Annotated in this window: 17 protein-coding genes; 15 read left to right on the forward strand and 2 right to left on the reverse strand. The window is 67.9% G+C overall.

The features are described from left to right. The first annotated feature begins 649 nt into the window (after positions 1-649). The 4 genes from GVY64_RS31695 (at position 650) to narI (ending at position 7,633) form a co-directional block, all read left to right on the forward strand. Positions 650-4,360, forward strand: a complete 3,711-nt coding sequence (locus GVY64_RS31695; RefSeq protein ID WP_159849515.1) for a nitrate reductase subunit alpha — start codon at positions 650-652, stop codon at positions 4,358-4,360. Positions 4,361-4,431: 71 nt separating this feature from the next. After that, positions 4,432-6,201: a nitrate reductase subunit beta gene (gene narH / locus GVY64_RS31700; RefSeq protein ID WP_236567414.1), complete on the forward strand. Its 1,770-nt coding sequence runs from the start codon at positions 4,432-4,434 to the stop codon at positions 6,199-6,201. After that, entirely contained in the window at positions 6,198-6,878 is a 681-nt protein-coding gene (gene narJ / locus GVY64_RS31705) for a nitrate reductase molybdenum cofactor assembly chaperone (protein ID WP_159849519.1), read from the forward strand. The genes narH and narJ overlap by 4 nt, the downstream gene beginning before the upstream one ends. After that, positions 6,875-7,633 (forward strand): respiratory nitrate reductase subunit gamma, encoded by a 759-nt coding sequence (gene narI, locus GVY64_RS31710; RefSeq protein WP_159849521.1) that lies wholly within the window; start codon positions 6,875-6,877, stop codon positions 7,631-7,633. The genes narJ and narI overlap by 4 nt, the downstream gene beginning before the upstream one ends. A 75-nt stretch (positions 7,634-7,708) precedes the next feature. On the opposite strand, the gene GVY64_RS31715 is transcribed toward narI, so the two are convergent. Continuing rightward, positions 7,709-8,164 carry a VOC family protein gene (locus tag GVY64_RS31715; RefSeq protein ID WP_159849523.1) on the reverse strand — a complete coding sequence of 152 codons (456 nt, stop codon included), beginning with the start codon at positions 8,162-8,164 and terminating at the stop codon, positions 7,709-7,711. Positions 8,165-8,482: 318 nt separating this feature from the next. Between GVY64_RS31715 and GVY64_RS31720 the strand changes: the two genes are divergently transcribed. From GVY64_RS31720 to GVY64_RS31770, 11 genes are all read left to right on the forward strand, one after another. Continuing rightward, positions 8,483-9,256, forward strand: coding sequence for a hypothetical protein (locus tag GVY64_RS31720; protein WP_159849525.1), 774 nt, complete (start codon positions 8,483-8,485; stop codon positions 9,254-9,256). Positions 9,257-9,262: 6 nt separating this feature from the next. Further along, complete coding sequence (locus GVY64_RS31725) at positions 9,263-10,444, forward strand: SRPBCC family protein (protein WP_159849527.1); 1,182 nt, start codon at positions 9,263-9,265, stop codon at positions 10,442-10,444. Next, the gene (gvpJ, locus tag GVY64_RS31730) at positions 10,441-10,851 is read left to right on the forward strand and encodes a gas vesicle protein GvpJ (RefSeq protein WP_159849529.1); all 411 of its coding nucleotides are present in this window, start codon (positions 10,441-10,443) and stop codon (positions 10,849-10,851) included. The genes GVY64_RS31725 and gvpJ overlap by 4 nt, the downstream gene beginning before the upstream one ends. Continuing rightward, positions 10,851-11,615, forward strand: coding sequence for a GvpL/GvpF family gas vesicle protein (locus tag GVY64_RS31735; RefSeq protein WP_159849531.1), 765 nt, complete (start codon positions 10,851-10,853; stop codon positions 11,613-11,615). The genes gvpJ and GVY64_RS31735 overlap by 1 nt, the downstream gene beginning before the upstream one ends. Before the next feature lie 3 nt (positions 11,616-11,618). Beyond that, positions 11,619-11,849, forward strand: coding sequence for a gas vesicle protein GvpG (locus GVY64_RS31740; protein WP_159849533.1), 231 nt, complete (start codon positions 11,619-11,621; stop codon positions 11,847-11,849). A gap of 28 nt (positions 11,850-11,877) precedes the next feature. Next, positions 11,878-12,213: a gas vesicle protein GvpO gene (locus tag GVY64_RS31745; RefSeq protein WP_159849535.1), complete on the forward strand. Its 336-nt coding sequence runs from the start codon at positions 11,878-11,880 to the stop codon at positions 12,211-12,213. Beyond that, positions 12,210-12,596 carry a gas vesicle protein gene (locus tag GVY64_RS31750; protein WP_159849537.1) on the forward strand — a complete coding sequence of 129 codons (387 nt, stop codon included), beginning with the start codon at positions 12,210-12,212 and terminating at the stop codon, positions 12,594-12,596. Before GVY64_RS31745 ends, GVY64_RS31750 begins: the two co-directional genes overlap by 4 nt. Beyond that, complete coding sequence (locus GVY64_RS31755) at positions 12,593-13,384, forward strand: GvpL/GvpF family gas vesicle protein (RefSeq protein WP_159849539.1); 792 nt, start codon at positions 12,593-12,595, stop codon at positions 13,382-13,384. Before GVY64_RS31750 ends, GVY64_RS31755 begins: the two co-directional genes overlap by 4 nt. Further along, positions 13,381-13,596 carry a gas vesicle protein gene (locus GVY64_RS31760; protein WP_159849541.1) on the forward strand — a complete coding sequence of 72 codons (216 nt, stop codon included), beginning with the start codon at positions 13,381-13,383 and terminating at the stop codon, positions 13,594-13,596. Before GVY64_RS31755 ends, GVY64_RS31760 begins: the two co-directional genes overlap by 4 nt. Continuing rightward, on the forward strand, positions 13,589-13,888 hold the full coding sequence (locus GVY64_RS31765; RefSeq protein WP_159849543.1) for a gas vesicle protein K: 300 nt from the start codon (positions 13,589-13,591) through the stop codon (positions 13,886-13,888). Before GVY64_RS31760 ends, GVY64_RS31765 begins: the two co-directional genes overlap by 8 nt. A gap of 142 nt (positions 13,889-14,030) precedes the next feature. Then, positions 14,031-14,765 (forward strand): TVP38/TMEM64 family protein, encoded by a 735-nt coding sequence (locus GVY64_RS31770; RefSeq protein WP_159849545.1) that lies wholly within the window; start codon positions 14,031-14,033, stop codon positions 14,763-14,765. Positions 14,766-14,797: 32 nt separating this feature from the next. On the opposite strand, the gene gcvH is transcribed toward GVY64_RS31770, so the two are convergent. Beyond that, positions 14,798-15,190, reverse strand: a complete 393-nt coding sequence (gcvH, locus tag GVY64_RS31775) for a glycine cleavage system protein GcvH (protein WP_159849547.1) — start codon at positions 15,188-15,190, stop codon at positions 14,798-14,800. Between the last annotated feature and the right edge of the window lie 24 nt (positions 15,191-15,214).

The following is a 15,214-nucleotide window of genomic DNA, read 5'->3' on the forward strand; positions in this document are numbered from 1 at the left end:
GAACGTGGGTTGCCTCATCGCAATTCAGCGACGCGCCGCGGACACGAACCTGCGTCACGCTCGACCACCACCACCGTGTGACCGGGAGCCGGCGGCCGGTCGACCGCGCGGCCGGTTCCCGTCCACCCCCGCTCGCCCCGATGACAGCGTCATCCAGCCGGTGGTAACCAACCGGCCACGACGACCGCCGCCCCACCGCGGCACAGGCGACGCCGGATCGGGCGCAGCCCGGCGCCCACCGCAATTGATCGACGCCAGGCGAAATTTCAGCGAATTGTGATTACGCTTACAATACATTGCGGGGAAACCGCGAGCGAAACTCACCGGGACGGATAAAACACACCCCGGAGACGGCCGATCCGATGTGTTAACAAATGTAAAGCACTGGAGAACCAGCCGTTTCCAAAGCATCACCGACGCACCTGCGAGCTGACCCCTCGGATCCGGATCAGGCCAGTTCAGAGCATTTTTCCCCTGGTCGGCCCACTGCATGCCACGCGGAAACCGCGCGTTACCGTGACCGTGACGTTGCGCCGATCTCACAACTCACCACATCATCGAATGGGCTGTGAGAAAGAGGTTTGGCCAGCCGTGCACGCCTCTTTACAGTCGGAACATCAACCCGATCGCACAGCTCGAAGGGGACGTCGTGGTTAATTCGCGTACCCAGGGTCACGTACCCTCCGCCCCGGCCACCGACGCCGGGGACGCGCTCCTGCGGCTGGGGAAATACTTCCACCGGGGCGAAGTATCGTCCGATCACCGGACGCTGCACAAGGTCGGCGGGCGCAGCGCCGACGAGTTCTACCGCGACCGCTGGTCCCACGACAAGGTGGTGCGCTCCACGCACGGTGTGAACTGCACCGGGTCGTGCTCGTGGAAGATCTACGTGAAAGACGGCGTGATCACCTGGGAGTCGCAGCAGACCGACTACCCGTCGGTGGGCGCCGACAAGCCGGAGTACGAGCCGCGCGGCTGTCCCCGTGGCGCGTCGTTCTCCTGGTACACCTACTCGCCGGCCCGGGTGCGCTATCCCTATGTGCGCGGCACGTTGCTCGAGCTGTACCGGGACGCCAAGTCCCGGCTCAAGGATCCGGTGCTGGCCTGGGCCGATGTCGTCGAGGACCCGGAGAAGGCGCGCAGCTACAAGGCCGCCCGCGGCAAGGGCGGATTCGTGCGCGCCGAGTGGTGGGAGGCGGCCGAGATCGCCGCCGCGGCACACGTTTACACGATCAAGCAGTACGGCCCGGACCGGGTGGCGGGGTTCTCGCCGATCCCGGCCATGTCCATGGTCAGCCACGCCGTGGGCGCGCGGTTCATCTCGCTGCTCGGCGGCTCCATGCTGTCGTTCTACGACTGGTACGCCGACCTGCCGGTGGCCTCACCACAGGTGTTCGGCGACCAGACCGACGTGCCGGAGTCCGCGGACTGGTTCGACGCGGGGTACCTCATCATGTGGGGCTCGAACGTGCCGGTCACCCGGACGCCGGACGCGCACTACATGACCGAGGCCCGCTACCGGGGCCAGAAGGTGGTCGTGGTCTCCCCCGACTACGCCGACAACACCAAGTTCGCCGACGAGTGGGTGCCCGCCCGTCCCGGCACCGACGCGGCCCTGGCCATGGCGATGGGCCACGTGGTGCTGAAGGAATTCTTCGTCGAGAAGTCGACGCCGCGATTCCTCGACTACATCAAACGCTTCACCGACCTGCCTTTCCTGATCACGCTGGACGAGCAGGACGGGGCCCATGTCCCCGGGAAGTTCCTCACCGCCGCCGACCTCGGGCGAACCGGTGAGGGCGTGGAGTTCCAGACGGTCCTGCTGGACGCGCAGGCACAGCCGGTCGTGCCCAACGGGTCGCTCGGTCATCGGTTCGGTGAAGAAGGAACCGGACGCTGGAACCTCGATCTGGGGGACGTCGATCCCCTCCTGAGTCTGTACGGCCGCACCGACGACGCTGCGGCCGTACGGATTCCCCGCTTCGACAGCGACACCCCCGGCGTGCTCACCCGCGGCGTGCCGACCACGACCGTCGCGGGCAGGCGCGTCACGACGGTCTTCGATCTGCTGCTGGCGCAGTACGGCGTCGGTCGCGACGGCCTGCCCGGGACGTGGCCCAGCGGCTACGACGACGCGGACGAGCCATACACCCCGGCCTGGCAGGAGGCCATCACCGGCGTGCCCGCCGTGCAGGCCCAGCGCATCGCGCGGGAGTTCGCCGACAACGCCGACCGTTCCGGCGGCCGCTCGATGATCCTCATGGGCGCGGGGACCAATCACTGGTTCCACTCCGATCAGATCTACCGCGCGTTCTTCACCTTGACCCTGCTGACCGGCTGCCAGGGCGTCAACGGCGGCGGCTGGGCGCATTACGTCGGGCAGGAGAAGTGCCGCCCGGTCACCGGCTGGTCCACCCTGGCCTTCGGCCTGGACTGGCAGCGGCCGCCGCGGCAGATGCAGGGCACGGTGTTCTGGTATCTGACCAACGATCAGTGGCGCTACGACCCGTTCACCGCGGAGTCGTTCGCCTCGCCGCTCGGCGCGGGCAAGTTCGCCGGCCGCACGGCCGCCGACAACATCGCGCTGGCCAGCCGGCTCGGCTGGATGCCGAGCTATCCCACCTTCGACCGCAATCCGCTCGACCTGGTGGACGAGGCCGAGGCCGCGGGCAAGACCGCGCCCGAGCACGTGGTGGACGGGCTGAAGTCCGGCGACCTGAAGTTCGCCTGCGAGGACCCGGACGCGCCGGAGAACTTCCCGCGCTGCCTGACCGTGTGGCGGGCGAATCTCCTCGGCTCCTCCGGCAAGGGCAACGAGTACTTCCAGCGCCACCTGCTCGGCGCCGACTCCAACCTGCAGACCACCGACGCCACCGGCGTGCGGCCGCAGGAGCTGAACTGGCGCGAGACCGCCGCCACCGGCAAGCTGGATCTGCTGCTGTCGCTGGACTTCCGGATGACCAGCACCACGCTGTTCTCCGATATCTTGCTGCCCGCCGCCACCTGGTACGAGAAGCACGACCTGTCCTCCACCGACATGCACCCGTTCGTGCACGCCTTCTCCCCGGCCATCTCGCCGCCGTGGGAGGCCAAGACCGACTTCGACGCGTTCCACCGGATCGCGCGCGGTTTCTCCTGGATGGCCGAGAAGCACCTGGGCAAGCGCAAGGACATCGTCGCCGTGCCGCTGCAGCACGACTCGCCGGACGCGACGGCGCAGGCGGGCGGGCGCGTGCTGGACTGGAAAGCCGGTGAGTGCGAACCGATCCCGGGCAAGACCATGCCGAAACTGGTGGTCGTCGAACGCGACTACCCGAAGCTGGCGGAGAAGATGGCCGCGCTGGGGCCGCTGGTCGACACCCTCGGCGTCACCACCAAGGGTGTCACCACCTACCCCGACCAGGAGGTCGAGTACCTCGCCGGGGTGAACGGCACGGTGGTGTCGGGTGTGGCGCAGGGCCGCCCGTCGCTGGCCAAGGACACGCACGCGGCCGAGGCGATCCTCGCCTTGTCGGGCACCACGAACGGCCGCCTGGCGGTGGAGGGCTTCCACGCCCTCGAGCGCCGCACCGGCACCAAGCTGGCCGACCTGGCCGCCGAGCACGAGGGCAAACGGATCACCTTCGCCGACACCCAGGCCCGTCCGGTGCCGGTGATCACCTCGCCGGAGTGGTCGGGCAGCGAGACCGGCGGCCGCCGGTACTCGCCGTTCACCATCAACACCGAGCGGCTCAAGCCCTGGCACACGCTGACCGGGCGGCAGCACTTCTACCTCGATCACGACTGGATGATCGAGCTCGGTGAGCAGCTGCCGATCTTCCGTCCGCCGCTGGACATGACCGCGCTGTTCCGTGAGCCCACGATCGGCGAGGTCGGCGACAAGGGCGTCACCGTGCGGTATCTGACCCCGCACTCGAAGTGGTCGATCCACTCCGCCTACCAGGACAACCTGCACATGCTGACGCTTTCGCGCGGCGGGCAGACGATCTGGATGTCCGATCGCGACGCGGCGAAGATCGGGGTGGCCGACAACGACTGGATCGAGGCGATCAACCGCAACGGCATCGTGGTGGCGCGCGCCATCGTCAGCCACCGCATGCCGGAGGGCACGGTGTTCATGTACCACGCCCAGGACCGCGCGGTCGACGTGCCGCGCATCGAGGGTCTCGGCGAGGACACCAAGGGCCGGGGCAAGCGCGGCGGCATCCACAACGCGCTCACCCGCATCATGATCAAGCCCTCGCATCTGATCGGCGGCTACGCGCAGCAGTCCTTCGCGCTGAACTACCACGGCCCCACCGGAAACCAGCGCGACGAAGTCACGACGATCCGCAAACGGTCGCAGGAAGTGGAGTACTGACATGCGCGAGGGCGGAACGAAGACGCACGAGGCACTTACCGACGCAAGAAAGCGGTACTGACATGCGCGTCATGGCACAGCTGGCCATGGTGATGAACCTGGACAAGTGCATCGGCTGCCACACCTGCTCGGTCACCTGCAAGCAGGCGTGGACCAACCGCGGCGGCACCGAATACGTCTGGTTCAACAACGTGGAAACCCGTCCGGGACAGGGGTACCCGCGCCGATACCAGGATCAGGAGAAGTGGAAGGGCGGCTGGACGCTGAACAAGCGCGGCAAGCTCACCCTGAAGTCCGGGTCCCGGTTGAAGCGGCTGCTGAACATCTTCGCGAACCCGGATCTGCCCACGGTCGAGGACTACTACGAGCCGTGGAGCTACGACTACGACAACCTGCTGTCCTCGCCGCCGGTCGACACGACGCCGGTCGCGCGGCCCAAGTCGCTGATCACCGGCCAGGACACGAAGGTCACCTGGGGCGCCAACTGGGACGACGACCTGGGTTCGGGTCCGGAGCAGGTCGGCAAGGACCCGCTGCTGGCGAAGCTGTCCGATCAGGTGAAACTGGAGTTCGAAGAGACCTTCATGTTCTACCTGCCGCGCATCTGCGAGCACTGCCTCAATCCCTCGTGCGCGGCGTCCTGCCCCTCCGGCGCGATCTACAAGCGCGCCGAGGACGGCATCGTGCTGGTGGATCAGGACAAGTGCCGCGGCTGGCGACAGTGCGTGTCGGGCTGCCCGTACAAGAAGATCTACTTCAACCACAAGACGGGCAAGGCGGAGAAGTGCACCTTCTGCTACCCGCGCGTGGAGGTCGGCATCCCGACGGTGTGCTCGGAGACCTGCGTGGGACGGCTGCGCTACATCGGCGTCATGCTCTACGACGCCGACGCGGTGCTGGAGGCCGCGTCGGTCACCGAGGACAAGGATCTCTACCCGTCCCAGCTCGGTGTGTTCCTGAACCCACACGACCCCCGGGTGATCGCGGAGGCGGAGCGCGCCGGGATCTCGCCGGAATGGCTTCAGGCCGCTCAGGATTCGCCGGTCTACAAGCTGATCGTGGACTACCAGATCGCGCTGCCGTTGCATCCGGAGTACCGCACCATGCCGATGGTCTGGTACGTGCCGCCGCTGTCGCCGGTGGTCGATGTGCTCAGCGAGACAGGCCACGACGGCGAGAACGTGTCCAACCTGTTCGGCGCCATCGACGCGCTGCGTATCCCGGTGGAGTACCTGGCCGAGTTGTTCACCGCGGGCGATGTGGGGCCGGTGCGCGCGGCGTTGCAGCGGCTGGCGGCGATGCGCTCGTTCATGCGGTCGGTGAACCTCGGTGAGGAGCCCGATCCCACGATCGCGCCGTCGGTGCGACTGGAGCCGGAAGAGATCGAGGCGATGTACCGGCTGCTGGCCATCGCGAAATACGAGCACCGCTACGTCATCCCGACCGGCGCGGGCGCCCGTGCGCACGAACTGGACTCGCTGGCCACCGGATGCAGTCTGGACACCGACGGCGGACCGGGTATGACGGCGTTCGACCAGATGGTGGAGAAATTCCACCTCACCGACACCAATGGGGCCGCGCCGCAGGAGAAGTCCTCTCGGATCAACCTGCTGAACTGGGACGGCAAGAGCACCGAAGGCTTGGTGCCTGCCGGTGCCGCGGCGAACGGCAACGGCAACGGAGCTACCAACGGCCATGCGAACGGTGCGGCCGACGGGCCTGAGAACGCCGCCGCGAACGGGCGTACGAACGGCACGGCCGACAGCAACGGAAACGGCGACGGGCACGCCGACGCGACCGCGACCGGAGACCCGGCCGCTCGGACCGGAGCCGGGCGATGAGCCTGCTGAAACTGCGCCGCCGCCCGGAACCGGCGGTGCAGCTCGCACAACGCGACCGTCAATTGGTCTGGCGGATCGCCGCGCTGCTGCTGGACTACCCGACCGAGCAGACGCTGGCCATGATCGACCAATTGACCACGGCCGCGGCCGCGTTGCCGGACGAGGTGCGCGCCCACCTGAGCGGATGCCTCGATCACCTGCGGACGACCCCACCGCTCGAGCTTGCCGCGGACTACGTCGCGACCTTCGACATGCGCCGCCGCGCCAGCCTGCACCTGAGCTTCTACGCCTACGGCGACACCCGCAAGCGCGGGATGGCGTTGCTGCGGTTCAAGCACGCCTACCGGCACGCGGGTGTCGAACTCGGCGACGAGGAACTGCCCGACCATCTGCCGGTGCTGCTGGAGTTCGCCGCCACCGTCGATCCGATCGGCGGCGAGCGGCTGCTCGGCGAGCACGTGCCGGTGCTGGAGCTGCTGCGGCTTTCCCTGTCCGACAACGGCTCTCCCTACGCCGGAGTGCTCGCGGCGATCGGGTCCACCCTGCCGCCGCCGACCACCGCGGACCGCAGGCGCATCGCCGAGCTCGCCGCGCAGGGCCCGCCCGAGGAGGAAGTCGGGCTGGAACCCTTCGCGATGGACCCCTCCCTGTTCGACGGATCGGAAGGCCGACGATGAACGCAACGCCGCATCTGCCCACCTCGCTGTGGCTGATCCTGCCGTACGTCGCGTTCACGTCGTTCGTGCTCGGGCACCTGTGGCGCTACCGCAACGACCAGTTCGGCTGGACCACCCGTTCCTCGCAGATCTACGAGAGCCGTCTGCTGCGGCTGGGCAGCCCGCTGTTCCACTTCGGCATGCTGGGGGTGTTCGGCGGTCACGTACTCGGCGTCCTGATCCCGGAGTCGTGGACTTCCGCGGTCGGTATCTCCGAGCACGTCTATCACGTGATCGCCGTTTCGGCGGGGTCGGTGGCCGGACTCGCCGTGCTGGCAGGCGTCGGCATCCTGCTCTACCGGCGTTTCACCGTTACCGCCGTCCGCAAGGCGACGACCGGCAACGACAAGCTGATGTACGTGCTGCTGGCCGCCGCGCTGATCACCGGTCTGCTCAACACCTGGGGCAGCAACCTGCTGTGGGGCACCTACAACTACCGCGAGACGGTCTCGCCCTGGTTCCGCAGTCTGTTCACCCTCGCGCCCCGGCCCGAGCTCATGGTGGACACCCCGTGGACCTTCCAACTGCACGGCCTGGTCGTGCTCGCGTTGATCGGGCTGTGGCCCTACACCCGGCTGGTGCACATGTTCAGCGCCCCGGTCGGCTATCTGGTGCGGCCGTACGTGGTCTACCGCAGCAAGGAGTACGACGCCGCCGACAAACGCCGTTACGCCCGCGCGTGGGACGCGCCCGTGACACCCGAACGCTGGCGCTGACGACGCCGTCGCCCGAGAGCCCGCCCGGACAACGGCGTCCGAGCGGGCTCTTCGGCATGCACGGCGCCGGACCGATCAGGCGTTGTCGTAGGCGTCCTGGAGAACCGCGAGATCGAGCTTCGACATCGACCGCAACGCGGTGCCGACGGCGATGGTCTTGGCGGGATCGTCACCGCTCATCAGCTTCGGCAGCGCCGAAGGCACCACCTGCCAGGACAGGCCGAAGCGGTCGGTCAGCCAGCCGCACGGCCCGGGCTCGCCGCCGTCCGCGGTGAGGGCCTCCCACAGGCGGTCGACCTCGTCCTGGGTGTCCACGACCACCTGCAGCGACGCGGCATCGGTGAGCGGGTGGTCCGGGCCGCCGTTCATCAGCGTGACCGCCTGACCGTCCAAGTCCAGGGCGACGATGAACGCCGAGCCGTCGGAGTTGCGGGAGACCTCGACCACCCGGGAGTCGGGGATCACCGACGCGTAGAACGCGGCGGCTTCCTCGGCGGCGTTGTCGAACCAGAAGAAGGTGTTGACGGACATGATGTGCTCCTGTGCTCTGTGGTGACCTGCTGTCACCTACTGGTCGGAGCCGGCGGTTAGTCTTCGACGTACTTCGCGAAGTTTCCGAGAAATTTTTTTCCGCTGTGCCGACTGCCAGGGCCGAATGGTCGCTGACAGCATTCCGACCGCCCGGTCTTTCGGGTCTTCTCGCAGGCAGACCCATCGACCCATTCGGTAACCAGGAATACGCTGATGTTTGGCCACTGCGATGTGGTCTACCCCACTTCTGAGGACGTCAAGTCTCGGCGCCCCGGCTCCGCCGGTGGGGTTGCCGTCGAGGCGAGCAAGGAGTGAGCAATGAAGGGTGGAGGAAGAATTGCGTTAGGGGTGGGCATCGGGTACTTCCTGGGCCGCACGCGCAAGATGCGCTTCGCGATGTCGCTGGCGGGCGCCGCGATGGCCAGGCGATCCGCCGGAGCACCCGGGGGCCTGCTCGAGCGCGGGACGGAACTGCTCCGATCGACACCGGAGTTGACCCGGATCACCGACACCGTGCGCGGCGAGTTGGTCGGCGCGGTGCGCTCGGCCGCGGTCACCGCGGCGAGCAACCGCATAGACGCGCTCAGCGACCGGTTGCAGCAAGGTGCGACGCTTTTGACAGACCAGGGCCGACAGAGTTCCCGGGAGACGGATTCCGACGAGGACGAGTACGAAGACGAATCGTCCGAGTACGACGAGCAAGCGCCGGAGGACGAGGACGAGAACCAAGCGCCCGAGGACGAGTACGAAGGCGAGGATCAAGCGGCCGAGGACGAGTACGAAGACGAGGGCGAGGACGAAGACGAAGAGCGAACGCCCGACAACGAGCTCGAAGACGAAGCCGAGGACGAGGACGAGGACCGAACGCCCGGCGACGAGGAAGAATCCGACCAGGGTGCGGCGGAGGACGACACCGAGCGGCCCGCGGCGCGGACACGCACTCGCCGGTCGAGCACCGCTGCCAGGCGCGCGGCGAGCTCGCGTTCCGCGGACCGTGCGTCCGACTCCGCGGATCGCAAGCCATCCGGGACCGGTGGCCGCCGTAGTCGCACCGAGGCCGGTCAAGCGCCGGTGCGTCGGACGAGGAGGTGACCGGCGATGGCGAAGATTTTGCGCGACGCGACCGCAGGAGTCGGCAAAGTGGCTGCCGACACAGCAGGCCGGGCCACCAAAGCCGCGACGGGTGCGGGATCCTCCGCCAGAAAGGCCGGATCGTCCGCCAAGAAGGCGGGATCATCCGCCAAGCAGAAGGCGCCACCGCCCACGCCGACCGGCATCTTGCAGGAGTCGGTGCAGAACCTCACGGGAGCACTGGCCGAACGCGCGGTGGCCGGGTTGACGAACCAGGTGTCGAAGACCGCGGGCCGGTTGAACGACTACGCCGCCGGTAATCGCGGCAATCTGCTGTCGGCGCTGACCGGCGTGGAGAAACTCGCCGGTGGCGCGTCGCCGCTCAGCACGGCCATGAGCATGGGCAAGACCAAGATCGGCGCCACACTGCGCGACCAGTTCGAGACGGTGAAGCAATCGCTCACCGGTGGCAAGGGCAAGGGCGGCGGCAAGAAGATCAAGCTGACCAATATCGTCGAGCACATCGATGTCGGCGTCCCGGTCGACCTGGCTTACGACCAGTGGACCCAGTTCGCGGACTTCCCGAAGTTCACCAAGAAGCTAGAGCAGGTGGAGCAGGTCGCCGACGAGAAGCTCAGCTGGACCGGCAAAGTGTTCTGGTCCCGGCGCACCTGGGAATCCACGATTCTCGAGCAGGTGCCGTTCGAGCGGATCGTCTGGCGTTCCAAAGGCCACAAGGGCTACATCGACGGCGCGGTGACCTTCCACGAACTCTCACCGGGCTATACGCGCATCCTCGTGGTGCTGGAGTACCACCCCAAGGGCTTCTTCGAGAAGACCGCCAATATGTGGCGCGCGGCCGGTCGGCGCTGCCGCCTGGAGCTGAAGCACTTCCAGCGGCACGTGATGACCGAGGCGGTGTTGCACCCCGACGACATCGTCGGCTGGCATGGCGAAATCCACGAGAGCAAGGTCGTCAAAGACGACGAGACCGCCCGTCGCGAAGAAGAGGAGAACACCGAGGAAGACCACGCGGACGAAGAGGAACGCGAGCCGGACGAACAGGAGCCGGACGAGGAAGAAGACGAGACCGACGAGCAGGAGACGGACGAGCGAGACGAGGATCGGCGTCCTCGCCGGCGACCGGCCGCCCGCCGCCGCAGCACGGCGCCCCGCCGGTCGCGTGAGAAGCGAGGAGCACACGCATGACCATCGAACCCGCAGGAGGCGGCGGCGGTGGCGGAGCGGGCACCATGGCGCGCCCGAATTCCTCCAGCCTGGCCGACGTGATCGACACGATTCTGGACAAAGGCCTGGTCATCGACGCGTTCGCGCGCGTGTCCCTGGTCGGCATCGAACTGGTGACCATCGACGCCCGCGTCGTGGTGGCCAGCGTCGACACGTATCTACGTTTCGCCGAAGCCGTCAACCGGCTGGAGATCTCCACCAGCGAACCGAAGGGACTGACCGACATCGTCGGCGACGTCACACAAGGCGCGGCGAAGCACAAGACCCAAGGCGCGCTCGAGGCGGCGGGCGAGAAGGTCATGGATTTTCTCGGCGACGTGCAGGACAAGCGCCAGACCGCGAGCAGGCCCAAACGTAGGGAGGGCTGATGACCACCACCAGTGGATCCGCCGTCTACGTGTACGGCATTGTGCCCGCCGACGTGGAGCCCGAGCCGCACGCCAGCGGTGTCGGCGACCCCCCGGGCGAGGTGTCGGTGGTGCGGCACGGCGAGATCGCCGCGCTGGTCAGCACGCTCGCGTCGGACCGGCCGCTGGGTACGCCCGACGACCTCACCGCCCACGCCGAGTTGCTCGACGGGTCCGCCGCCGTCGCCCCGGTGCTGCCGCTGCGGTTCGGCGCTGTCATGACCGACGCGGAGGCGGTGGAGAACGAACTGCTCGGCGCCAACGAAGACGAGTTCCGCTCCGCACTGGAGCAACTCGAAGGGCGCGCCCAGTTCGTCGTGCGGGGACGCTATGTCGAAGACGCCATCCTGCGCGAGCTCCTCGACGAGAACGCCGAGGCCGCCCGGCTGCGCGACGCGATCCGCGACAAATCGGAGGACGCCACCCGTAACGAGCGCATCGCGCTGGGTGAGCTGATCAATCAGGCCATCGAGGCCAAGCGAGCCGAGGACACCCGCCGGGTGGTCAGCGAACTCGAAGCGTTGGACCCGCTCGTCAACCAGCGCGATCCCACCGACGAGGAGGACGCCGTCCACGTCGCGGTGCTGGTCGAGCTCGCCCGCCAGGAAGAGCTGGAGGACACGCTGCGCCGGCTCGGCGAAGACTGGGACGGCCGAGTGGAGCTGAATCTGCTCGGTCCCATGGCGGCCTACGACTTCGTGACGAAACGCACGCCCGAGGAGTGAGGCATGGGCCTGTTCTCAGCGATCCTCTCGTTGCCCGTCGCTCCTGTCCGCGGCGTGCTCTGGTTGGGGGAAGTGATCCAGGACCAAGTGGAGCAGAAGATGCGAGATCCCGCCGTCATGCGGCGGGAACTCGAAGCCATCGACGAGGCCGCGGCGGCCGGTCAACTGTCGGAGGAGGAGCGCAGACAAGCGCAGCAGGCGGTCCTGGATCGCATGACCGGTCGGCGGGCGTGACCGCGACCGACCGGAAGGAGTGAGGCGCGTGGCACGCAAGACGACTTCGGAAGACGCCCAGGGCGTGCACTCGGCCTCGGACGAACCGCCCGGGCTCACCGCGGCCCAGGCCGTCGCGGCGGCGGCCGAAAACCTCGTCGAGCTGACCTCCAAGCAAGTGGAGGGCGTCACCTCGATGGAACCGACCCAGGACGGCTGGCTGGTGGAGATCGAGGTGCTCGAGGACCGCCGCATCCCGTCCTCGGCGGACATCCTCGCGCTCTACGAGGTGGAGATCGATCTCGACGGAAACCTGCTGGCCTACCGCAGAACCAAACGCTACGGCCGCGGCAGTACCGATATCGGCGGAAGGGATCGGCGATGACGGTGGTCGGCGGCGGATCGTCCGCACCCCAGCCCTACGGCGGCGGACAGCATTCGACGAACCTCGCCGATATCCTCGAGCGGGTGCTCGACAAGGGCTTGGTGATCGCGGGCGACATCCAGGTGAACCTGCTCGACATCGAACTGCTCACGATCAAGCTGCGACTGGTGATCGCGTCCTTGGAGACGGCCAAGTCGGTGGGCATCGATTGGTGGGAGACCGACCCTTGGCTCAACAGCAAAGCCCGCACGCTGGAGCGGCAGGATCGCGATCTCGAACTGGAGAATCAGAAGCTTCGCGACCGAATCGCCCAACTGGAGGCCGCGCACGAACAACCTCGGCCCGTCGAGCGACGCCGCGCGCCGAGGGAAGATCGATCGTGACCGAAGATCTCGGCGTCTGGCTGTACGCGGTGACGCCCAGCCTGGGCGATGCGGCGGACCTCGGCGAGCTGACCGGCGTCGCGGGCGAGCCGGTGCGCGCCGTGGCTTCGGACGATCTGACCGCCCTCGTCGGATCGGTGCCGCTGGAGGTGTTCGGGGAGCAACCGCTGCGCAAGCATTTGGAAGATCTCGATTGGCTGGAGGGCACGGCCCGGGCGCATGACGCCGTCGTGTCGGCCGCGGTGCGCCGAGGTCCGGCCGTGCCGCTGCGGCTGGCCACCGTCTTCCTCGACGACGACCGCGTACGCGACCTGCTCGATGAGCGGCGAGCGGACTTCACCGCGGCTCTGGCGCTGGTCAGCGGCCGTACCGAATGGGGGGTGAAGGCCTACGGTGACCGCGCCGCGCTCACCGCGGCCGTAGCCGAGGCTCGCGCGAGCGAAGACAGCGGGAAGGGAACGGGCGCCGCGTATCTGGCCCGCCGCCGCGCGCAGCTGTCCGCGCAGGAAACCGTGGAACGCGACGCGGCGCAGCGCGCGGACGAGATCCACACACGCCTGGTTCGCCACGCGGCCGCCGGACGACGTCAGGCGCTGACCGATCCCACCCTGAGCGGCCGCCGGGACTGGATGGTGCTCAACGGGACCTACCTCGTGGACGACGATCGCGCCGACGATTTCGCCGCCACCGTCGACGCGCTCGGCGACGAATTCCCCGGCATCCGGCTCGAGCTCACCGGCCCGTGGCCGCCGTACTCGTTCGCCGGCGTGGAACGGGAGTCGGCATGAGCCGGGCTACCCGTGAGGTCGACGACGAGCGGCGCGTCGCGCTGGTCGACCTACTGGATCGGGTGCTGGCAGGCGGCGTGGTGATCTCCGGCGACATCAAGCTCGCCATCGCGGACGTCGACCTCGTGCAGATCTCGTTGCGGGCCCTCATCTCCTCCATCAGCACTCTGACCGGCCCGGTCCGCGCGCTGGAACCACCCGCCGATGACTGAGTTCGGCGGCATCCCACCGCGTATCGACACCGAACCCGAATCCGTCGAGCGCGGATTGGTCAGCCTCGTCCTCACCTTGGTGGAACTGCTCCGCCAACTCATGGAGCGCCAAGCGATCCGCCGCGTCGACGCCGGCGACCTCACCGACGACCAGATCGAACGCATCGGCACCACCCTCATGCTCCTGGAACAACGCATGGAGGAACTCCGCGACCACTTCGGCCTCACCCCCGAAGACCTCAACATCGACCTCGGCCCCTTGGGCACCCTCCTCCCCCGCGACCCGTCCTGAACCTCGAGATCAACGGCACATGAGCGAGAGATCGTCTCGGCAACGCCACAGCCATGTGCCGTCGATCTCGGGTCCATCCGACTTCGGCGGCCGGCCCTCGATGCGGGCGTCCCGGCCGGCTCGAGGCAGGATTGCGGTCGGCATGTTGGACAACGGCGGTTTCTTCCTCACCAGCCGACGGCGGCACATCGCGCGGTTGGCGCTGTTCGCCGTTTTCCTGGTCGGAATGTTTTATCTTGTCGCTATTGCCGGTGTGATCGACGTCGAGAGTGTGCGCGACGGGATCGCGGCGACCGGACCCGCGGCTCCGTTCGCCTACGTGGTGGCGTCGGCGGTCCTCGGCGCGATCTTCGTTCCCGGACCGTTGCTGGCCGCGGGAAGCGGTCTGCTGTTCGGGCCGCTGGTCGGCACGTTCGTGACGCTGGGCTCGGCGGTGGGCACGGCGACCATCACCAGTTTCCTCGGGCGGCGGGCAGGCCGCGAGAGCGCGCGCGGGTTGCTCGGTCCCGAGCGGGCCGAGCGCATCGACGCGCAGATCCAGCGGCGCGGCCTGTGGGCGGTCGTCGGGCAGCGCTTCGTTCCCGGCATCTCCGATGCGCTCGCGTCCTATGTGTTCGGCGCGTTCGGAGTTCCGTTGTGGCAGATGGCAGTCGGCGCCTTCATCGGATCCGCGCCGCGCGCGTTCGTCTACACCGCGCTGGGCGCATCGATCGGTGACCTGTCTGCCCCTTTGGCCTATACCGCGATCACGGTATGGTGCGTCACCGCGATCATCGGAGCTTTCGCCGCACATCGCGGCTACCGGAGTTGGCGCGGCTGGGGTCCACGTGCCGAGGGAGCCAGGGTGCCGGACCGCCAGCCCGAGCGGGAAGACTGAAGCCAAGCCTGCGGGCGGGGCGGCGTTCCCGGTTACGCGCCGAGATCCTTCAGCAACCGGCGGTAGGCGGCGGCGTCGAGCAGTTCGTCATCCGAGACGCCCTCCGCTCGCCTGATCTTGAACAGCCAGGCCGCGTACGGGTCGTTGTTCACCTGCTCGGGGTCATCCACGATCGCCGGGTTGACCTGGACCACTACGCCGCGGGCCGGGCTGTACATCTCGGCGATGGCCGAGACCGCCTCCACGGCGCCGACGGCCTCGCCGGTGCCGACGAACATGCCCACCCGGGGCGTGGTGACGAAGAGGATCGTGCCCAAGTTCTGTTGCGCGTGGTCGGTGAGTCCGACCGCCAGCGTGCCGTCAGGCTCCCGCCGCGCCCACATGTGCGCATCGGTGTACATCAATCCAGCAGGAATCATCGACATATCTGGTCTCCATCCGGAAGTCGA

Origin of the sequence: Nocardia sp. CY41, from assembly GCF_009829325.1 — a bacterium.
Classification (GTDB): domain Bacteria; phylum Actinomycetota; class Actinomycetes; order Mycobacteriales; family Mycobacteriaceae; genus Nocardia.